Consider the following 20,371-nt stretch of genomic DNA (forward strand, 5'->3'; position numbering starts at 1 on the left):
AGATGGATATCCTCTTAGTCGATGGATACAACATGATAGGTGCATGGCCTCAGCTGCAGCACTTAAAGGAAAACAGCTTTGAAGAAGCCAGAGACGTTCTGATTCAACATTTAGCAGAATATCAAGCATACACAGGGTATCGAGTCATTGTCGTATTCGATGCCCATATGGTTAAAGGAATTGAAAAGAAGCGGACCAATCACCGAGTAGAGGTCATCTTTACGAGAGAGAATGAAACGGCGGATGAGCGGATTGAGAAGCTGGCGCAGGATTTGAATAATATTCGGACGCAAATTCATGTGGCAACCTCAGATTTTACGGAACAATGGGCTATTTTTGGACAAGGAGCTCTTCGGAAGTCTGCTCGTGAGCTTTTAAGAGAGATTGAAGTGATAGAACGAAAGATTGAAACGAGAGTCAAAAAGATTACTTCTGATAAACCAGCATCTAAGATTGAATTGTCAGAAGATGTATTGAAAACGTTTGAAAAATGGCGGCGCGGGAATCTGGAATAGCTTGACGATATTTCAACCATTAATGTATAATATTTCTATCTAGGTGCGGTCGGGGGGATCGAAGTGAATCTAAACAACAGCAAGGGTAAGTCCATCAGAGAGCAATTTTGCCAGTTGGAAGATGAACAAGTCATTGAAAGGGTTCATGTCGGAGATAGTGATGCGCTAGATTATTTAATAACGAAATACCGCAATTTTGTACGTGCGAAAGCAAGATCTTATTTCTTGATAGGAGCGGATCGAGAGGACATTGTCCAAGAGGGAATGATCGGACTTTATAAGTCTATCCGCGATTTCAGAGAGGACAAGCTTACTTCATTTAAGGCTTTTGCAGAATTATGTATTACCCGCCAAATTATCACCGCAATTAAAACAGCTACTCGCCAAAAACATATCCCGTTAAATTCCTATGTATCATTAGACAAGCCGATCTACGATGAAGAATCGGACAGAACATTATTAGATGTCATTTCCGGTGCTAAAGCGCTTAACCCAGAAGACTTAATCATTAGCAAAGAAGAATTTGATGATATCGAAATGAAGATGGGTGAACTGCTTAGCGAGCTGGAAAGAAAGGTACTTGTGCTTTATCTTGATGGCAGATCCTATCAAGAGATTTCTGAAGATTTAAACCGTCATGTGAAATCAATTGATAACGCACTCCAAAGAGTAAAGAGAAAATTAGAGAAATATTTAGAGCTTCGCGAAATTAGTCTCTAATCAAACCTATATTGACAGCTTTTTCGACACTGTGATAAGGTACTAATGAAATGATGTCGAGAAAATAGGTGTAAATATGAGGAAAAAGATTACTCTAGCCTGTAAAGACTGCGGAAGCCGCAATTATACGACAATGAAAAGTGTTGCTTCAGCAGCTGAAAGATTAGAAGTTAAGAAATATTGCAAGACTTGTAATTCACATAAAACACATTTAGAAACGAAGTAAGATTTGCGTTCTTTATTCTGTGGAGGTCTTTTACATGCGTATTATCAGTTTCTTAAAAAGTGTCGGAAAAGAAATGAAAAAGGTCAGCTGGCCAAAGAAGAACGAAATGGTCCGCTACACAATCACTGTTATTTTAACAGTCGTATTCTTTGCAATCTTTTTCTCTTTTCTTGATATAGGAATCTCACAATTAATCGAATTAATTCATTAATACTTGAATAATGGTCTGCTGAACGTGCTATAATAGATCATAATATGACTTGCCAAAAAACCCGTTTTACGGGTTTTTTCAATTGCTTGAAAATATTTACCGGTACTCGAGATTCGTCAAATAGACATTATGAAATGTGGGGAGGGAAGGACTAAATAGTCCTGAACGAAAATGGAAAAGAATTGGTATGTTGTGCATACGTACTCTGGCTATGAAAACAAAGTAAAAGCGAACTTGGAAAAGCGTGTTGAATCAATGGGCATGCAGGATAAAATCTTCCGCGTCGTCGTACCAGAAGAAGAAGAAACGGATATTAAAAATGGTAAGAAAAAAGTCGTCAAAAAGAAAGTATTCCCTGGCTATGTCCTAGTGGAAATCGTAATGACTGACGACTCTTGGTATGTCGTTCGTAACACACCGGGTGTCACTGGATTCGTTGGATCAGCTGGATCAGGCTCAAAGCCGACTGCGCTGCTGCCAGGCGAAGCTGAAACCATTCTGAAGAGAATGGGTCTTGAAGAACGCAAAACAGAAATCGACTTTGAACTGAAAGAAACAGTTAAGGTCATCGATGGACCATTTGCTAACTTCACTGGCTCGATTGAAGAAATTGATTACGATAAAAGCAAAGTCAAAGTATTCGTTAATATGTTTGGTAGAGAAACACCTGTTGAACTTGAGTTCACGCAGATCGATAAATTGTAATTTAAAAGAGCTTGAAATGAGTGTATAGAAGTGGTAATATAGCAAAGGTACGTCTTGAGTTCACTCAAGATCGCTAGCTAGTTATTTCGTCATTCATATAAAGAATGAAGTTGTTGAGTGGGAGGGGGATTCCCCTATTACCACATCACGGACTTTAAGGAGGTGTGTCTCGTGGCTAAAAAAGTAGTTAAAGTTGTTAAATTGCAAATTCCTGCTGGAAAAGCTAACCCAGCTCCACCAGTTGGACCTGCACTAGGTCAAGCCGGTGTTAATATCATGGGATTCTGTAAGGAGTTTAACGCTCGTACAGCTGACCAAGCTGGTCTTATCATTCCTGTTGAAATTTCGGTTTTTGAAGACCGTTCATTTACATTTATTACTAAAACTCCACCTGCTGCAGTTTTACTTAAAAAAGCAGCTGGTATTGAGTCTGGTTCTGGTGAACCTAACCGTAATAAAGTGGCAACTGTTAAGCGTGATAAAGTACGCGAAATCGCGGAAACAAAAATGCCTGACTTAAACGCTGCTAGCGTTGAATCAGCTATGCGCATGGTTGAAGGTACTGCACGCAGTATGGGTATTGTCATCGAAGATTAATTTTTTGTCTTGTTGGGTTGCGAGTTTGGTTTTGACAAGTTCGCAACCCTTATTCGTGGGAGGTTATTCCGCTAAAACCACATAAGGAGGATTTTTATAATGGCTAAAAAAGGTAAAAAGTATGTAGAAGCTGCTAAGCTGATCGAGCGTACTAAAGCGTATGATGTAGCTGAAGCTGTTTCTCTTACAAAAAAAGCAAATACAGCGAAATTTGATGCGACTGTAGAAGTTGCTTTTCGTTTGGGCGTAGACCCTCGTAAAAACGATCAACAAATCCGCGGTGCAGTTGTACTTCCTAACGGAACTGGTAAAACTCAACGCGTTCTTGTGTTCGCTAAAGGCGAAAAAGCAAAAGAAGCAGAAGCTGCTGGAGCAGACTACGTTGGAGATTCTGATTACATCACTAAAATCCAACAAGGTTGGTTCGAATTCGATGTAATCGTTGCGACACCTGACATGATGGGTGAAGTTGGTAAGATCGGTCGTGTACTTGGACCAAAAGGTCTTATGCCAAACCCTAAAACAGGAACTGTAACGTTCGAAGTTGAAAAAGCAATCAATGAAATCAAAGCTGGTAAAGTAGAATACCGCGTTGATAAAGCTGGTAACATCCACGCGCCAATCGGAAAGGTTTCTTTCGAGGACGAAAAGCTTGTTGAGAACTTTGCAACAATCTATGACACAATCCTTAAAGCAAAACCTGCAGCGGCTAAAGGTGTATACGTGAAAAACGTTTCTGTTACATCTACTATGGGCCCTGGCGTGAAAGTGGATCCATCTTCTTTCTCTGCAAAATAATTCTTGACTTATGACAACCATTTTGATAATATCAAAATGTTGTAAAATAGAATAATGTCCATTTATACCGTAGACAGCAGGGGCCTTATGGCTTAATTAACCCGCCGAGGTGTATATGTCACAGTCTTACGTTAACGTATGCTTGTATATACAGCCTCCATGTCTTAATGGAGGCTTTTTATATGGAGAACCGTTCGTTAGGAACGTGATGGCCTGATCGGTATAAGTGTTACACAAAGAATGTACAGGAGGTGTAACCATGAGCAATGCAATCGATACTAAAAAAGTTGTCGTTGATGAAATTACTTCTAAATTTAAAGATAGTATGTCTACTGTCATTGTAGATTACCGCGGTCTTTCAGTTTCTGAAGTGACTGAACTTCGTAAACAACTTCGTGAAGCTGGCGTAGAATTCAAAGTTTACAAAAACACTTTGACTCGCCGTGCAGTTGAACAAGTTGAACTAACGGGTTTAAACGATTTCTTAACAGGTCCAAACGCTATCGCATTCAGTAACGAAGATGTTATCGCACCTGCGAAAATCATCAACGAATTTGCGAAAAGCCACGAAGCTTTAGAAATCAAAGCTGGTGTCATCGAAGGAAACGTAGCGACTGTAGAAGAAGTGAAGGCTCTTGCGGAACTTCCGTCTCGCGAAGGCTTACTTTCTATGTTGCTTAGCGTTCTTCAAGCTCCAGTTCGTAACCTTGCTCTTGCTACTAAAGCAGTTGCAGAACAAAAAGAAGAACAAGGCGCTTAATGCCTACTTTACGTTTACGTAAAAAAACTTAAAATGGAGGAATTACAAATGGCTTTAAATATCGAAGAAATCATTGCTTCAGTTAAAGAAGCAACTGTACTTGAGTTAAACGACTTAGTAAAAGCAATCGAAGAAGAATTTGGCGTAACTGCTGCTGCTCCTGTAGCTGTAGCTGCTGGTGGCGGTGCTGCTGCTGAAGAAAAAACTGATTTTGATCTAGTACTTGCTGGTGCTGGAGACCAAAAAATCAAAGTTATCAAAGTGGTTCGTGAAATCACTGGTCTTGGCTTGAAAGAAGCTAAAGAACTTGTTGACAACACTCCAAAACCACTTAAAGAAGGTATTGCTAAAGAAGAAGCTGAAGAACTTAAAGCTAAGCTTGAAGAAGTTGGCGCTTCTGTAGAAGTTAAGTAATCTTCGCCTAATCTTTTGGGAAAGCTCGCTTTTACTGGCGGGCTTTTTCTTTTCTAATCTCCTGAAACGATTGAATCCAGAGGAGGTCCATTCACCATGAGTGACCACTATTATACGGAAAAGCCATCAGTGAAAAGCAATAAACAGACATGGGACTTCACCTTGAGAAACCGTACCTTTACTTTTACAAGTGACAGTGGAGTGTTTTCTAAGAAAGAAGTCGACTTTGGTTCAAGGCTTTTAATTGAAGCTTTCGAAGAACCTGACTTGGATGGCGATGTCTTAGATGTCGGTTGCGGTTATGGACCGATCGGCTTATCGTTAGCAAACGAAATGACTAGCCGTACCATTCATATGATTGATGTGAACGAAAGAGCAGTCGAACTTTCAAAGGAAAACGCTAAACATAATCGCATTGATAATGTTCGCATCTATCAAAGTGATTTGTTCTCGAATGTTCATTCCTCAGCTGCTTTTGCCTCTATACTGACCAATCCCCCAATACGGGCAGGGAAGAAAGTTGTACATGCGATCTTTGAAAAAAGTGCTGATCATTTATTGCCGGAAGGTGAGTTGTGGGTGGTTATTCAGAAAAAGCAAGGTGGACCATCTGCGATTGAAAAATTAGAGCAGCTCTTTGGAGAAGTCGAGGTTGTATTGAAAAAAAAGGGCTACTATATAATCAAAGCTAAAAAAGTTTGACGCAGTTTCCTAGCTGTGTTAACATTATAAAATGCCAATGTGTATATTTTGCTTGATAGGCTTAAAAAACAACTATTTTGTATAAATTATGCATACTTGGGAAAACTAATAAAATCGGTATTTGTTTTTGGATGTGGTTTTCTTATTTTAGAAACCCTTTTTTCTTTTGTCTTGTAAAAGTATTTCTTTACTGACATTTGAAAGACAGAAATACTTTTTACACATATAATACGCATGATTTGAGGGGTGAATCAGTTGACAGGTCAACTAGTTCAGTATGGACGACACCGCCAGCGCAGAAGCTACGCACGCATAAGCGAAGTGTTAGAATTACCAAATCTCATTGAAATTCAAACCTCTTCTTATCAGTGGTTTCTTGATGAGGGTCTTAGAGAGATGTTTCAAGATATATCCCCAATTGAGGATTTTACTGGTAACCTTTCTCTTGAATTCATTGATTACAGCCTAGGGGATCCTAAGTATCCTGTAGCAGAATCAAAAGAACGTGATGTAACTTACTCTGCTCCACTAAGAGTAAAAGTTCGTTTAATTAACAAAGAAACTGGAGAAGTAAAAGACCAAGATGTGTTCATGGGTGATTTCCCAATCATGACAGACACAGGTACTTTTATCATTAATGGTGCGGAACGTGTAATCGTTTCTCAGTTAGTGCGTTCTCCAAGTGTATATTTCAGTGGTAAAGTAGACAAAAACGGTAAAAAAGGTTTTACTGCGACTGTCATTCCAAACCGTGGCGCATGGTTAGAATACGAAACTGATGCGAAGGATGTAGTCTATGTACGCATCGATCGCACACGTAAGTTGCCGGTTACGGTTCTTTTGCGTGCTCTCGGCTTCAGCTCTGATCAAGAGATTCTTGACCTCATTGGCGAGAATGAATACTTACGCAACACGCTGGAAAAAGACAATACAGAGAATGCGGATAAAGCACTTCTCGAAATCTACGAGCGCCTCCGCCCTGGAGAGCCGCCAACTGTTGAAAATGCGAAAAGCTTGCTAGACTCTCGCTTCTTCGATCCGAAGAGATATGACCTAGCAAATGTTGGACGCTACAAGATTAATAAGAAGCTTCATATTAAAAATAGACTGTTCAATCAAAAATTGGCTGAAACGTTAGTTGACCCTGAAACAGGTGAAATTCTAGCAGAAAAAGGTCAAAATTTAGACAGAAGAGTTCTTGATAAAGTTCTTCCATACTTAGAAAACGGCATCGGATTTAGAAAGCTATATCCTAATGGTGGCGTAGTAGAAGATGAAGTAGAACTTCAATCTATTAAGATTTATGCACCGTCTGATCAAGAAGGCGAGCAAGTGATTAACGTGATTGGAAATGCATATGTAGAGGAAGCTGTGAAAAACATCACGCCTTCTGACATCATTGCATCAATCAGTTACTTCTTCAACCTTCTTCATGGTGTAGGTGACACAGATGATATCGACCACCTTGGTAACCGTCGTCTGCGTTCTGTAGGTGAACTTCTGCAAAACCAATTCCGTATTGGTTTAAGCAGAATGGAGCGTGTTGTTCGTGAAAGAATGTCAATTCAAGACACAAACACAATTACACCTCAGCAGCTGATCAACATTCGTCCTGTGATCGCTTCTATCAAAGAGTTCTTTGGTAGTTCTCAGCTATCTCAGTTCATGGATCAAACAAACCCGCTTGCTGAATTGACGCACAAACGTCGTCTGTCAGCGCTTGGACCGGGTGGTTTGACACGTGAGCGTGCAGGAATGGAAGTTCGTGACGTTCACTACTCTCACTATGGTCGTATGTGTCCGATTGAAACACCAGAGGGTCCAAACATTGGTTTGATCAACTCTCTATCTTCATTCGCAAAAGTGAATCGCTTCGGATTTATCGAAACACCTTACCGCCGGGTTGATCCTGAAACTGGTAAAGTGACACCGAGAATCGATTACTTAACTGCTGATGAAGAGGATAACTACGTAGTAGCACAAGCGAACGCTATATTAGGTGAAGATGGTTCGTTTATTGATGATAATATCATTGCTCGTTTCAGAGGGGAAAACACCGTTGTTCCTCGAAACCGCGTTGACTACATGGACGTTTCGCCAAAGCAGGTTGTTTCTGCAGCGACAGCATGTATCCCATTCTTAGAAAACGATGACTCTAACCGTGCTCTAATGGGAGCGAACATGCAGCGTCAGGCTGTGCCTTTGATGCAGCCAGAATCACCGATTGTTGGTACAGGTATGGAGTACGTATCAGGGAAAGACTCTGGTGCTGCTGTCATCTGCCGCTACCCAGGTGTTGTAGAACGCGTAGAAGCAAAAAATATTTGGGTTCGCCGTTATGAAGACGTTGACGGACAACAAGTCAAAGGAAACCTAGACAAATACAGCTTGCTGAAATTTGTCCGCTCTAACCAAGGGACTTGCTACAACCAGCGTCCTATCGTAAGTGTTGGAGATGAAGTCGTTAAAGGAGAAATCCTTGCAGACGGACCTTCTATGGAAAAAGGTGAATTGGCTCTAGGACGTAACGTTATGGTCGGATTCATGACTTGGGACGGTTACAACTACGAGGATGCGATCATCATGAGTGAGCGCCTTGTAAAAGATGACGTCTACACGTCTATTCATATTGAAGAATATGAATCAGAAGCTCGTGATACAAAGCTTGGACCAGAAGAAATCACTCGTGATATTCCAAACGTTGGGGAAGATGCTTTACGCAACCTTGACGAGCGCGGAATCATCCGTATTGGTGCAGAAGTAAAAGACGGAGACCTTCTTGTAGGAAAAGTAACGCCTAAAGGTGTAACTGAACTAACAGCTGAAGAACGTCTATTACATGCAATCTTCGGTGAAAAGGCTCGTGAAGTTCGTGATACGTCACTGCGTGTTCCACACGGCGGCGGCGGAATTATCCACGATGTAAAAGTCTTTAACCGTGAAGATGGCGATGAATTACCTCCAGGTGTAAACCAGTTAGTCCGCGTATACATCGTTCAGAAGCGTAAAATTTCTGAAGGTGACAAAATGGCTGGACGACATGGTAACAAAGGGGTTATCTCTAAGATCCTTCCAGAAGAAGATATGCCGTATCTTCCAGACGGAACACCGATCGATATCATGTTGAACCCTCTAGGGGTACCATCTCGTATGAACATCGGTCAGGTACTTGAGCTTCATATGGGTATGGCTGCACGTTACCTTGGCATCCACATTGCGTCACCAGTATTTGATGGTGCTCGTGAGGAAGATGTTTGGGAAACGCTAGAAGAAGCAGGTATGTCCCGTGATGCGAAAACAGTCCTTTATGACGGTCGAACTGGTGAACCATTCGACAACCGTGTATCTGTCGGAATCATGTACATGATCAAACTGGCTCACATGGTTGACGATAAACTTCACGCTCGTTCAACTGGACCATACTCACTTGTTACGCAGCAGCCACTTGGCGGTAAAGCACAGTTTGGTGGTCAGCGTTTCGGAGAGATGGAAGTATGGGCACTTGAAGCTTACGGTGCAGCATATACACTTCAAGAGATCTTAACAGTTAAATCGGATGACGTTGTGGGTCGTGTGAAAACATACGAAGCCATCGTCAAAGGGGATAACGTACCTGAACCAGGTGTCCCTGAATCATTCAAAGTGTTAATCAAAGAACTTCAAAGTTTAGGTATGGATGTCAAAATCCTATCTGGCGATGAAGAAGAGATAGAAATGAGAGATTTAGAAGACGATGAGGAAACGAAGAAAGCAGACGGATTAGCGTTATCTAATGACGAAGATGCTGCAGACCTCGCACCTGTCGATCTTGAACGTGACGCAGTCACAAAAGAATAGCAGAAACGATTAGAGCAAGTGACTAGGGTATAACCCGAAGATTAAAAGGGAGGTAGGCCCCTTGCTAGATGTGAACAATTTTGAGTATATGAACATCGGTCTCGCATCACCTGATAAAATCCGTTCTTGGTCTTTTGGTGAAGTGAAAAAGCCTGAAACGATTAACTATCGTACACTGAAACCTGAAAAAGATGGTCTCTTTTGTGAACGTATCTTCGGACCGCAAAAAGACTGGGAATGTCATTGTGGGAAGTATAAACGCGTTCGGTATAAGGGTGTTGTATGTGACCGTTGTGGTGTAGAAGTAACACGGGCAAAAGTCCGTCGTGAGAGAATGGGGCATATCGAACTGGCTGCCCCAGTTTCCCACATTTGGTATTTCAAAGGTATCCCAAGCCGTATGGGTCTTGTTCTTGATATGTCACCACGTGCGTTAGAAGAAGTGATCTACTTCGCTTCTTACGTCGTGACAGATCCGGGCAACACACCGCTTGAGAAGAAACAACTTCTTTCTGAGAAAGAATTCCGTGCTTATTTAGATAAATACGGTAATACATTCCAAGCAGCTATGGGTGCAGAAGCAATCAACAAACTTCTTCAAGATATCGATCTTGTAAAAGAAGTAGATACACTGAAAGAAGAGCTGAAAACTGCTCAAGGACAGCGTCGTACACGTGCGATCAAACGCCTTGAAGTGTTAGAAGCCTTCCGTAACTCTGGAAACAAACCATCTTGGATGATTCTTGATGTACTTCCGGTGATTCCACCAGAATTACGTCCAATGGTTCAGCTTGATGGTGGACGTTTTGCTACTTCTGACTTGAACGACCTTTATCGTCGTGTCATCAACCGTAACAATCGTCTGAAGCGTTTATTAGATCTTGGTGCGCCAAGCATCATCGTTCAGAACGAGAAGCGTATGCTTCAAGAAGCTGTCGACGCCTTGATTGATAATGGACGTAGAGGCCGACCAGTAACAGGACCAGGAAATAGACCATTGAAATCTCTTTCTCACATGCTGAAAGGGAAACAAGGACGTTTCCGTCAAAACTTGCTTGGTAAACGTGTTGACTATTCTGGACGTTCCGTTATCGTCGTAGGACCACATTTGAAAATGTATCAGTGTGGACTTCCGAAAGAAATGGCTCTTGAATTATTCAAACCATTCGTGATGAAGGAGCTTGTTGAAAAAGGATTAGCTCACAACATCAAGAGTGCGAAACGTAAAATTGAGCGCGTGCAGCCAGAAGTATGGGATGTTTTAGAATCAGTTATTCGTGAGCATCCAGTCTTACTAAACCGTGCACCGACTCTTCACAGACTTGGTATTCAAGCGTTTGAACCTACACTTGTGGAAGGACGCGCAATTCGTCTGCATCCACTTGTATGTACAGCCTACAACGCTGACTTTGACGGTGACCAAATGGCGGTTCACGTACCATTATCTGCTGAAGCTCAAGCTGAAGCTCGTATCTTAATGCTTGCTGCTCAAAACATTTTGAACCCGAAAGATGGAAAACCAGTCGTTACGCCATCTCAGGATATGGTGCTTGGTAACTACTACCTTACACTTGAGCGCAAAGGTGCTATCGGAGAAGGTATGGTCTTCAAAGATACTGACGAAGCCCTTCTAGCTTATCAAAATGGTTATGTGCATCTTCATACACGTGTAGCTGTTGCAGCTAGCTCGTTGAAGAATGTAACATTCACTGATGAACAGCGTTCTAAATTGTTGATTACAACAGTTGGAAAACTGATCTTTAACGAGATCTTACCGGAATCATTCCCATACATGAATGAGCCGACAAAGAGCAATATTGAAGAAAAAACGCCTGATCGTTTCTTCCTTGAAAAAGGTGAGGATGTAAAAGCTGCGATCGAGAAACAAGAAATCAATGCGCCGTTCAAAAAAGGTATTTTAGGTAAAATCATTGCAGAAATCTTTAAGAGATTCCATATTACTGAGACATCTAAAATGCTTGACCGCATGAAAAATCTTGGTTTCAGATACTCTACTAAAGCCGGTATTACGGTTGGTGTGTCTGATATCGTCGTATTAGATGATAAGCAGCAAATTCTTGAAGAAGCACAAGCGAAAGTAGATAACGTCATGAAGCAATTCAGACGTGGTTTGATTACTGAAGAAGAGCGTTATGAGAGAGTTATTTCAATCTGGAGTTCTTCTAAAGATGTCATCCAAGGTAAACTGATGAAGTCCCTTGATGAAGTCAACCCAATCTACATGATGAGTGACTCTGGAGCGCGTGGTAACGCATCTAACTTCACTCAGCTGGCTGGTATGCGTGGTCTGATGGCCAACCCGGCTGGACGTATCATTGAACTTCCGATTAAATCTAGTTTCCGTGAAGGTTTAACTGTATTGGAATACTTTATTTCCACTCACGGAGCGCGTAAAGGTCTTGCCGATACAGCCCTTAAAACAGCTGACTCAGGTTACCTTACGCGTCGTCTCGTTGACGTTGCACAGGATGTCATCATCCGTGAAACAGATTGCGGTACAGACCGTGGAATCTTGGCGAAGTCCATTAAAGAAGGAAATGAAATTATTGAGAAACTTGAAGAACGTCTGATCGGACGTTTTGCAAGAAAACCAATTGTTCATCCTGAAACAGGCGAAGTCATTGTAGCTGAAAACGAACTAATTGATGAAGATAAAGCACTTGAAGTAGTTGAAGCAGGAATTGAGGAAGTATGGATCCGTTCTGCATTTACATGTAACACGCCTCATGGTGTATGTAAACGATGCTACGGCCGTAACCTTGCAACTGGTACTGACGTTGAAGTCGGTGAAGCAGTTGGAATCATCGCTGCACAATCAATCGGTGAGCCAGGAACACAGCTTACAATGCGTACGTTCCACACCGGTGGGGTAGCAGGAGACGATATCACTCAAGGTTTACCTCGTATCCAAGAGCTATTTGAAGCGCGTAATCCGAAAGGCCAAGCGACAATTTCTGAAATTGATGGTGTCGTTGCTGAAATTAACGATGTTCGTGACAAGCAGCAGGAAATTGTGGTTCAAGGCGAAGTTGAAACTCGCTCATACACAGCTCCTTACAATGCACGTCTGAAAGTTGTTGAAGGTGACACAGTTACTCGTGGTCAAGTACTTACAGAAGGTTCCATCGATCCGAAAGAACTTCTTAAAGTGACTGACATGACAGCTGTTCAAGAATATCTGCTTCATGAAGTACAAAAAGTATACCGTATGCAAGGGGTAGAAATCGGAGATAAGCACGTAGAGGTAATGGTTCGCCAAATGCTTCGTAAAGTGCGTGTCGCTGATGCAGGGGATACAGACGTATTACCAGGCACACTTCTTGATGTACACCAATTCACTGAAGCAAACAAAAAAGTACTATTCGAAGGCAAACGTCCTGCAACAGGCCGTCCAGTTCTTCTTGGTATTACAAAAGCTTCGCTTGAAACAGACTCATTCTTGTCTGCGGCATCCTTCCAAGAAACGACTCGTGTCCTAACAGATGCGGCGATCAAAGGAAAACGTGATGAACTGCTTGGCTTGAAAGAGAATGTGATCATTGGTAAACTTGTTCCTGCTGGAACGGGAATGCCAAACTACCGTAAAGTTAAGCCGGTTTCGCAAGTGCAGCCGTCTGACGACATGGTTCCTGTAGAGTAATCTTTTCTTGTGAGATTCCTATAAAATCATCAAAAATGGTGAAGGATGTCAAGATAATCTGTCATACGATATTGACATCCTTCTGCCATGATGATAATATAACCAAGGTGCTCAAAATAAAACCTGTTACTTTGGAGGATATTCGATGTCTTATGATAAAGTATCACAGGCTCAATCCATTATTATTGGTACGAAGCAAACAGTAAAAGCTCTGAAACGAGATTCAGTAAAGGAAGTCGTCGTAGCGAAAGATGCTGATCCTGCTTTAACTGCTAGTGTATTGAAACTAGCGCAAGAGAAGGGTGTAGACATTTTAGTGGTAGATTCCATGAAAAAGCTCGGCAAGGCCTGCGGAATTGAAGTTGGGGCAGCAGCTGTTGCCATTATGTTATAACGTACTTGTTTTGTTTTTGCATGCTTAAAATGCAAAAGCATTGTTTTTTGCCTTTTGATGAACCACCTGGGTATGTGGGTTATAAAAAAAGTAATGAAGGGAGGAATAACAACATGCCTACAATTAATCAGCTAGTACGCAAAGGACGCGTGAGTAAAGTTGAAAACTCAAAGTCTCCTGCACTTAACAAAGGATACAACAGTTTCAAAAAAGAGCACACTAACGTAACATCTCCACAGAAGCGCGGGGTTTGTACTCGTGTCGGTACTATGACACCGAAAAAACCAAACTCAGCACTACGTAAATACGCTCGTGTACGTTTGTCTAACCTGATTGAAGTAACAGCTTACATTCCTGGTATCGGACATAACCTACAAGAGCACAGTGTAGTACTTATCCGTGGCGGACGTGTAAAAGACTTACCGGGTGTACGTTACCACATCGTTCGTGGTGCGCTTGATACTGCCGGAGTTGACGGTCGTATGCAAGGACGTTCTAAATACGGAACAAAACGCCCTAAACAAAGCAAATAATATAAACAAACATAAGGGTTTTTAGAAGTTGATAACAGATCAGTGGAGTCAGCAAGCTGACAATGATATTGAGATGAGAGACAGATAGAAATCCTTTTAAAAGAGAAGGGAGGCTATTCAGATGCCACGTAAAGGTCCTGTAGCAAAAAGAGACGTATTGCCAGATCCAATTTACAATTCTAAACTTGTATCTCGTTTGATCAACAAAATGATGATCGACGGTAAAAGAGGAAAAGCACAAACAATTCTCTACAAGTCATTTGATATCATCAAAGAACGTACTGGTAATGAAGCGATGGAGGTTTTCGAACAAGCCTTGAAAAACATCATGCCAGTTCTTGAAGTTAAAGCACGTCGTGTAGGTGGAGCTAACTACCAAGTTCCTGTAGAAGTTCGCCCAGACCGTCGTACTACTTTAGGTCTTCGCTGGTTAGTAAACTACGCTCGTCTTCGTGGAGAAAAAACGATGGAAGAGCGTCTTGCTAACGAAATCCTTGACGCAGCTAACAACACTGGTGCTGCTGTTAAGAAACGTGAAGATACACACAAAATGGCAGAAGCGAACAAAGCATTCGCTCACTACCGCTGGTAGGATTTATACCAAACTAAAAAAACTATTCCCTAATGAGGAAGGAGAAATTACCCAATGGCAAGAGAGTTCTCCTTAGACAAAACTCGTAATATTGGTATCATGGCTCACATCGATGCCGGTAAAACGACAACGACTGAGCGTATCTTGTACTACACTGGTCGTATCCATAAAATTGGTGAAACTCACGAAGGAGCTTCACAAATGGACTGGATGGAGCAGGAGCAAGAACGTGGTATTACAATCACTTCTGCTGCTACTACAGCACAATGGAAGGGTTACCGTGTAAACATCATTGATACACCAGGACACGTAGACTTCACTGTTGAAGTTGAACGTTCTTTACGTGTACTTGATGGTGCGGTTGCTGTTCTTGATGCACAATCAGGTGTAGAGCCACAAACTGAAACAGTTTGGCGCCAAGCAACAACTTACGGAGTACCTCGTATCGTATTCGTTAACAAAATGGATAAAACCGGTGCGGACTTCCTTTACTCTGTAAGCACATTAAGAGATCGTCTTCAAGCGAACGCTCATGCAATTCAATTGCCGATCGGCGCTGAAGATCAATTCGAAGGAATCATCGACCTTGTAGAAAACGTAGCATACTTCTACGAAGATGACCTTGGAACTCGCTCTGATGCTAAAGAAATCCCTGCAGAGTATAAAGACAAAGCTGAAGAGCTTCGCAGCAGCCTAATTGAAGCTGTCGCTGAGCTTGATGAAGAGCTTATGGAAAAATACCTTGAGGGTGAAGAAATCACAATTCCTGAATTGAAAGCTGCAATCCGTAAAGGAACATTGAATGTTGAATTCTACCCAGTTCTTGTTGGATCTGCTTTCAAAAACAAAGGTGTTCAGCTTGTACTTGACGCTGTGCTTGACTACCTTCCTGCACCAACTGATGTTGCTGCAATCAAAGGTATCCTGCCAGATTCAAATGAAGAGGTTGTTCGTGAGTCTACTGATGACGCACCATTCGCAGCTCTTGCATTTAAAGTTATGACTGACCCTTATGTTGGGAAACTAACTTTCTTCCGCGTGTACTCTGGAACACTTGATTCTGGTTCATACGTGAAGAACTCTTCTAAGAACAAGCGTGAACGTGTTGGACGTATCCTTCAAATGCACGCAAACAGCCGTGAAGAAATCTCTACTGTATATGCAGGGGATATCGCAGCAGCTGTAGGTCTTAAAGATACATCTACTGGTGACACTCTTTGTGACGAGAAAAATCTTGTTATCCTTGAGTCTATGGAATTCCCAGAGCCAGTTATCGATGTAGCTATCGAGCCTAAATCTAAGGCTGACCAAGATAAAATGAGTATCGCTTTAGCTAAACTAGCTGAAGAGGATCCAACATTCCGTACACAAACAAACCCTGAAACTGGTCAAACGATCATCTCTGGTATGGGTGAGCTTCACCTTGATATCATTGTTGACCGTATGAAGCGTGAGTTCAAGGTTGAAGCTAACGTAGGTGCTCCTCAAGTTGCGTACCGTGAAACATTCCGTTCTGGTGCAAAAGTTGAAGGTAAATTCGTACGTCAGTCTGGTGGACGCGGTCAGTTCGGACACGTTTGGATCGAATTCGAACCAAACGAAGAAGGCGCAGGCTTCGAATTTGAAAATGCAATCGTCGGTGGGGTTGTTCCACGTGAATACATCCCAGCAATTCAAGCGGGTCTTGAAGATTCACTTGAAAATGGTGTATTAGCTGGATTCCCATTAATCGACATCAAAGCAAAATTATTTGATGGATCTTACCACGACGTTGACTCTAACGAAATGGCGTTCAAAATTGCTGCATCTATGGCATTGAAAAATGCTGTCAGCAAATGTAACCCAGTTCTACTTGAGCCAATGATGAAAGTGGAAGTTGTTATCCCTGAAGAATACATGGGAGACATCATGGGTGATATCACATCTCGTCGTGGACGTGTAGAAGGTATGGAAGCTCGCGGTAACGCTCAAGTTGTTCGCGCTATGGTTCCACTTTCTGAAATGTTCGGATATGCAACTGCACTCCGTTCTAACACACAAGGACGCGGTACGTTCACTATGCACATGGATCACTACGAAGAAGTGCCTAAGAGCATTAGTGAAGAAATCATCAAAAAAAATAAAGGTGAATAATTGATTTTGCCTTTAAACTAAAGTATAACTACTATTGAAGATCAGAAAGTGAGAGGTAACTCTTCACTTTCTATCACTCTATACCAAATACAATGAACCTTTAAGGAGGATTTTTAGAATGGCTAAAGAAAAATTCGACCGTTCCAAATCGCATGCTAACATTGGTACAATTGGACACGTTGACCATGGTAAAACAACTCTAACTGCTGCTATCTCAACAGTTCTTCATAAGAAATCTGGTAAAGGTACAGCTATGGCTTATGACCAAATCGATGGTGCTCCAGAAGAGCGCGAGCGTGGAATCACAATCTCAACTGCACACGTTGAGTATGAAACTGAAACTCGTCACTATGCACACGTAGACTGCCCAGGACACGCTGACTATGTTAAAAACATGATCACTGGTGCTGCTCAAATGGACGGCGCGATCTTAGTAGTATCTGCTGCTGACGGTCCAATGCCACAAACACGTGAGCACATCCTACTTTCTCGTAACGTAGGTGTACCATACATCGTAGTATTCCTTAACAAATGTGACATGGTTGACGATGAAGAGTTACTTGAACTTGTTGAAATGGAAGTTCGTGACCTTCTTTCTGACTATGACTTCCCTGGTGACGATGTACCAGTTATCAAAGGTTCTGCTCTTAAAGCTCTTGAAGGAGATGCTGATTACGAAGCAAAAATCTTTGAACTTATGGATGCGGTTGATGAGTACATCCCAACTCCAGAGCGTGACACTGAGAAGCCATTCATGATGCCAGTTGAGGACGTATTCTCTATCACTGGTCGTGGAACAGTTGCTACTGGTCGTGTTGAGCGTGGACAAGTTAAAGTCGGTGACGAAGTTGAAATCATCGGTCTTCAAGAAGAAAACGGTAAAACAACTGTTACAGGTGTTGAAATGTTCCGTAAACTTCTTGACTATGCTGAAGCTGGTGACAACATCGGTGCACTACTTCGTGGTGTATCTCGTGAAGATATCCAACGTGGTCAAGTACTTGCTAAACCAGGTACAATCACTCCACACAGCCGTTTCAAAGCTGAAGTTTATGTACTTTCTAAAGAAGAGGGTGGACGTCATACTCCATTCTTCGCTAACTACCGTCCGCAGTTCTACTTCCGTACAACTGACGTAACTGGTATCGTACATCTTCCAGAAGGTACTGAAATGGTAATGCCTGGCGATAACACTGAGATGGAAGTTGAACTTATCTCTACTATCGCTATCGAAGAAGGAACTCGTTTCTCTATCCGTGAGGGTGGACGTACTGTAGGTTCTGGCGTCGTTTCAACTATCATTAAGTAATTAAACATACAAAAGAGACTCCTTGCAAAAGGGTCTCTTTTTTTGCTTTTCCAGATCAGAACGGCTACTATAAGCTATAGAATCTAAATGGAACCGAGAGGATCGCTGGAATGGCAAAGACATATTTGAAAAAATGGTTGATCGGCGGAATTGACCAATGGATTATGATGAAAGAAGATGAGATGAGTGAAACAAAGCCGGTACTCTTATTTTTACACGGCGGGCCCGGCTCAGCTCAAATCAGTTATATTGATTCCTTTCACGAGGAACTTGGTCAGGACTTTACCGTTGTCCATTGGGATCAGCGAGGCGCAGGACTTTCCTATCAAGAGAATCTTCCGGATGCATCGATGACCATTCAGCAATTTATTGAAGACACGATTGAACTGACTGAGAAGCTCCTATCTTATCTAGGTCACTCAAAATTGTATATCGCAGGATACTCGTGGGGATCTTTAATTGCCATACAAGCAGTACATAAGCGTCCAGATCTTTATCATGCTTACTACGGGATTAGTCAGGTAGTAGATGTGTTAAAGGAAGATATCGTTTCGTACGAACTTCTTTTGAAGAAATACCATCGCAATCGACTGTTTACTGGGTGTCTGCGATTACTGACGCCTCCTCCTTGGAAACGGACATCAGCTCATGCCTTGTTCTCTCTATATAAAGAGTTTGCGAGCGTAGGTCTCACACATAGATGGAAGCCGGTTTTTCAAATGCTAAAAGGGTTTCTTTTTAGTAAGCAATATCAGTTGAAAGATAAATGGAATTTCATGAAAGGGCAGAAGTTTAGTCAAGACAAGCTATGGGATCAGCTAATGAATGAGAGTATTCAATACCGAGTTTCTACTATATTAATACCGTGCTACTTTCTCATTGGCGATCACGACATGATTACCCCAGCTGCTGTATCAAAACCATATGTTGATCAATTAAAAGCACCCATTAAAGAATGGTTTACCTTTAAAGACTCTGCCCACTCCCCTCATATCGAGGAGCCAGATGAATTTATACGTATCATCAGAAAGACTGCTATACATCATCTTCAGGGAAAGCTTGATTTATAGGCTGAATCCCTGTATAATATGAAAAGTGTGCAAATCATAAATTTATCCGATTTATTATTGCAACACGCAGGCCAATTTGGTACAATAGTGCATGTTGGTCTTTGACTGCGATGAAGTGAGAGGTTGCTGACACACCCGGCCGCTTTGCCATGGCGAGGTGATCAGGTTTTTCTCACGGAGAACTGTCTAACGTAAGTAGGCGAAAAGGAGGGAAAATAATGGCAAAACAAAAAATTCGTATTCGTTTAAAAGCATATGATCATAGAATTCTTGATCAATCTGCTGAGAAGATTGTTGAAACGGCTAAGCGTTCTGGTGCTAGTGTATCTGGTCCAATCCCGCTTCCAACTGAAAAATCAGTTTACACAATCCTTCGTGCGGTGCATAAGTACAAAGATTCTCGTGAGCAATTCGAGATGCGTACTCACAAACGTCTAATCGACATCGTGAATCCAACTCCGCAAACAGTTGATGCACTTATGCGTTTAGATTTACCATCTGGTGTAGATATCGAAATCAAACTTTAATTCAAATAGAAAACACATATTATAGGAGGTGTGACGAATGACCAAAGGAATCTTAGGTAGAAAAATTGGTATGACGCAAGTATTCGCAGAAAACGGTGATCTTATCCCTGTAACTGTTGTTGAGGCTGCTGCTAACGTTGTTCTTCAAAAGAAGACTGCTGACACGGATGGCTATGAAGCAATCCAAATCGGTTTTGACGACAAACGTGAAAAGCTTTCTAACAAACCAGAGAAAGGCCACGTTGCTAAAGCGGAAACTGCTCCTAAGCGCTTCGTAAAAGAATTACGCGGTGTGGAGTTAGATGCGTATGAAGTTGGTCAGGAAGTCAAAGTTGATATTTTCGCAAATGGAGATATCGTAGATGTAACAGGAACATCAAAAGGTAAAGGATTCCAAGGGGCTATCAAACGCCACGGACAATCACGCGGACCAATGACTCACGGTTCACGTTACCACCGTCGTCCTGGTTCAATGGGACCTGTTGATCCAAACCGTGTATTCAAAGGTAAACTTCTTCCAGGTCGTATGGGCGGAGAGCAAATCACTGTCCAAAACCTTGAGATCGTTAAAGTTGATGCAGAACGCAATCTTCTATTGATCAAAGGAAACGTACCAGGAGCTAAAAAATCTCTAGTAACTGTAAAGAGTGCAGTTAAATCTAAATAA

General features: G+C 41.9%; 20 protein-coding genes and 1 other annotated feature. All 20 genes read left to right on the plus strand.

Going from position 1 to position 20,371, the window contains the following annotated elements; genetic code table 11:
* Positions 1–2: 2 nt before the first annotated feature.
* On the plus strand, positions 3–515 hold the full coding sequence (gene rae1, locus ACP69X_RS18045) for a ribosome-dependent mRNA decay endonuclease Rae1/YacP (RefSeq protein WP_024425589.1): 513 nt from the start codon (positions 3–5) through the stop codon (positions 513–515).
* 63 nt (positions 516–578) lie between these two features.
* Entirely contained in the window at positions 579–1,235 is a 657-nt protein-coding gene (sigH, locus tag ACP69X_RS18050) for an RNA polymerase sporulation sigma factor SigH (RefSeq protein ID WP_008345424.1), read from the plus strand.
* 76 nt (positions 1,236–1,311) lie between these two features.
* Positions 1,312–1,461, plus strand: a complete 150-nt coding sequence (gene rpmG / locus ACP69X_RS18055; protein WP_008356502.1) for a 50S ribosomal protein L33 — start codon at positions 1,312–1,314, stop codon at positions 1,459–1,461.
* A 34-nt stretch (positions 1,462–1,495) separates the two neighbouring features.
* Positions 1,496–1,672: a preprotein translocase subunit SecE gene (secE, locus tag ACP69X_RS18060; RefSeq protein WP_008345422.1), complete on the plus strand. Its 177-nt coding sequence runs from the start codon at positions 1,496–1,498 to the stop codon at positions 1,670–1,672.
* Positions 1,673–1,843: 171 nt separating this feature from the next.
* A complete protein-coding gene (gene nusG / locus ACP69X_RS18065) occupies positions 1,844–2,377 on the plus strand; it encodes a transcription termination/antitermination protein NusG (RefSeq protein WP_003217197.1) in 534 nt (177 codons plus the stop codon).
* A gap of 171 nt (positions 2,378–2,548) precedes the next feature.
* A complete protein-coding gene (rplK, locus tag ACP69X_RS18070) occupies positions 2,549–2,974 on the plus strand; it encodes a 50S ribosomal protein L11 (protein WP_003216956.1) in 426 nt (141 codons plus the stop codon).
* A 99-nt stretch (positions 2,975–3,073) separates the two neighbouring features.
* Positions 3,074–3,772, plus strand: coding sequence for a 50S ribosomal protein L1 (gene rplA, locus ACP69X_RS18075; protein WP_007496292.1), 699 nt, complete (start codon positions 3,074–3,076; stop codon positions 3,770–3,772).
* A 49-nt stretch (positions 3,773–3,821) separates the two neighbouring features.
* Positions 3,822–3,962, plus strand: a sequence feature (ribosomal protein L10 leader region).
* 69 nt (positions 3,963–4,031) lie between these two features.
* Positions 4,032–4,532 carry a 50S ribosomal protein L10 gene (rplJ, locus tag ACP69X_RS18080; RefSeq protein WP_041084739.1) on the plus strand — a complete coding sequence of 167 codons (501 nt, stop codon included), beginning with the start codon at positions 4,032–4,034 and terminating at the stop codon, positions 4,530–4,532.
* A 48-nt stretch (positions 4,533–4,580) separates the two neighbouring features.
* On the plus strand, positions 4,581–4,946 hold the full coding sequence (gene rplL / locus ACP69X_RS18085) for a 50S ribosomal protein L7/L12 (protein ID WP_008345418.1): 366 nt from the start codon (positions 4,581–4,583) through the stop codon (positions 4,944–4,946).
* A 96-nt stretch (positions 4,947–5,042) separates the two neighbouring features.
* Positions 5,043–5,648: a class I SAM-dependent methyltransferase gene (locus ACP69X_RS18090; protein WP_024425591.1), complete on the plus strand. Its 606-nt coding sequence runs from the start codon at positions 5,043–5,045 to the stop codon at positions 5,646–5,648.
* A gap of 255 nt (positions 5,649–5,903) precedes the next feature.
* A complete protein-coding gene (rpoB, locus tag ACP69X_RS18095; RefSeq protein ID WP_073978985.1) occupies positions 5,904–9,485 on the plus strand; it encodes a DNA-directed RNA polymerase subunit beta in 3,582 nt (1,193 codons plus the stop codon).
* Positions 9,486–9,546: 61 nt separating this feature from the next.
* Complete coding sequence (gene rpoC, locus ACP69X_RS18100; RefSeq protein WP_024425592.1) at positions 9,547–13,146, plus strand: DNA-directed RNA polymerase subunit beta'; 3,600 nt, start codon at positions 9,547–9,549, stop codon at positions 13,144–13,146.
* Between the two features lie 145 nt (positions 13,147–13,291).
* Positions 13,292–13,540, plus strand: coding sequence for a 50S ribosomal protein L7ae-like protein (locus ACP69X_RS18105; protein ID WP_024425593.1), 249 nt, complete (start codon positions 13,292–13,294; stop codon positions 13,538–13,540).
* 113 nt (positions 13,541–13,653) lie between these two features.
* Entirely contained in the window at positions 13,654–14,073 is a 420-nt protein-coding gene (rpsL, locus tag ACP69X_RS18110; RefSeq protein ID WP_008356518.1) for a 30S ribosomal protein S12, read from the plus strand.
* A 121-nt stretch (positions 14,074–14,194) separates the two neighbouring features.
* A complete protein-coding gene (gene rpsG, locus ACP69X_RS18115) occupies positions 14,195–14,665 on the plus strand; it encodes a 30S ribosomal protein S7 (RefSeq protein ID WP_008356520.1) in 471 nt (156 codons plus the stop codon).
* Positions 14,666–14,719: 54 nt separating this feature from the next.
* Entirely contained in the window at positions 14,720–16,798 is a 2,079-nt protein-coding gene (gene fusA, locus ACP69X_RS18120) for an elongation factor G (RefSeq protein ID WP_024425594.1), read from the plus strand.
* A 118-nt stretch (positions 16,799–16,916) separates the two neighbouring features.
* Positions 16,917–18,107 (plus strand): elongation factor Tu, encoded by a 1,191-nt coding sequence (gene tuf, locus ACP69X_RS18125; RefSeq protein ID WP_034283892.1) that lies wholly within the window; start codon positions 16,917–16,919, stop codon positions 18,105–18,107.
* Positions 18,108–18,217: 110 nt separating this feature from the next.
* Positions 18,218–19,177, plus strand: a complete 960-nt coding sequence (locus tag ACP69X_RS18130) for an alpha/beta fold hydrolase (protein ID WP_269104226.1) — start codon at positions 18,218–18,220, stop codon at positions 19,175–19,177.
* Positions 19,178–19,395: 218 nt separating this feature from the next.
* A complete protein-coding gene (rpsJ, locus tag ACP69X_RS18135; RefSeq protein ID WP_003156464.1) occupies positions 19,396–19,704 on the plus strand; it encodes a 30S ribosomal protein S10 in 309 nt (102 codons plus the stop codon).
* A gap of 37 nt (positions 19,705–19,741) precedes the next feature.
* Complete coding sequence (rplC, locus tag ACP69X_RS18140) at positions 19,742–20,371, plus strand: 50S ribosomal protein L3 (RefSeq protein ID WP_041084736.1); 630 nt, start codon at positions 19,742–19,744, stop codon at positions 20,369–20,371.

It is taken from the genome of Bacillus sp. DC4300-2b2 (genome assembly GCF_049895685.1).
Classification (GTDB): domain Bacteria; phylum Bacillota; class Bacilli; order Bacillales; family Bacillaceae; genus Bacillus; species Bacillus safensis.

Excerpts from the sequence above, each read along its gene's own strand:
- tuf (WP_034283892.1), top strand. The coding sequence starts at position 16,917 with ATGGCTAAAGAAAAATTCGACCGTTCCAAATCGCATGCTAACATTGGT.
- rplC (WP_041084736.1), top strand. The coding sequence starts at position 19,742 with ATGACCAAAGGAATCTTAGGTAGAAAAATTGGTATGACGCAAGTATTC.
- rpsJ (WP_003156464.1), top strand. The coding sequence starts at position 19,396 with ATGGCAAAACAAAAAATTCGTATTCGTTTAAAAGCATATGATCATAGA.
- ACP69X_RS18105 (WP_024425593.1), top strand. The coding sequence starts at position 13,292 with ATGTCTTATGATAAAGTATCACAGGCTCAATCCATTATTATTGGTACG.
- ACP69X_RS18130 (WP_269104226.1), top strand. The coding sequence starts at position 18,218 with ATGGCAAAGACATATTTGAAAAAATGGTTGATCGGCGGAATTGACCAA.
- rae1 (WP_024425589.1), top strand. The coding sequence starts at position 3 with ATGGATATCCTCTTAGTCGATGGATACAACATGATAGGTGCATGGCCT.
- rplL (WP_008345418.1), top strand. The coding sequence starts at position 4,581 with ATGGCTTTAAATATCGAAGAAATCATTGCTTCAGTTAAAGAAGCAACT.
- fusA (WP_024425594.1), top strand. The coding sequence starts at position 14,720 with ATGGCAAGAGAGTTCTCCTTAGACAAAACTCGTAATATTGGTATCATG.
- rplA (WP_007496292.1), top strand. The coding sequence starts at position 3,074 with ATGGCTAAAAAAGGTAAAAAGTATGTAGAAGCTGCTAAGCTGATCGAG.
- rpmG (WP_008356502.1), top strand. The coding sequence starts at position 1,312 with ATGAGGAAAAAGATTACTCTAGCCTGTAAAGACTGCGGAAGCCGCAAT.
- rpsL (WP_008356518.1), top strand. The coding sequence starts at position 13,654 with ATGCCTACAATTAATCAGCTAGTACGCAAAGGACGCGTGAGTAAAGTT.
- rpsG (WP_008356520.1), top strand. The coding sequence starts at position 14,195 with ATGCCACGTAAAGGTCCTGTAGCAAAAAGAGACGTATTGCCAGATCCA.
- secE (WP_008345422.1), top strand. The coding sequence starts at position 1,496 with ATGCGTATTATCAGTTTCTTAAAAAGTGTCGGAAAAGAAATGAAAAAG.
- ACP69X_RS18090 (WP_024425591.1), top strand. The coding sequence starts at position 5,043 with ATGAGTGACCACTATTATACGGAAAAGCCATCAGTGAAAAGCAATAAA.
- rplJ (WP_041084739.1), top strand. The coding sequence starts at position 4,032 with ATGAGCAATGCAATCGATACTAAAAAAGTTGTCGTTGATGAAATTACT.
- nusG (WP_003217197.1), top strand. The coding sequence starts at position 1,844 with ATGGAAAAGAATTGGTATGTTGTGCATACGTACTCTGGCTATGAAAAC.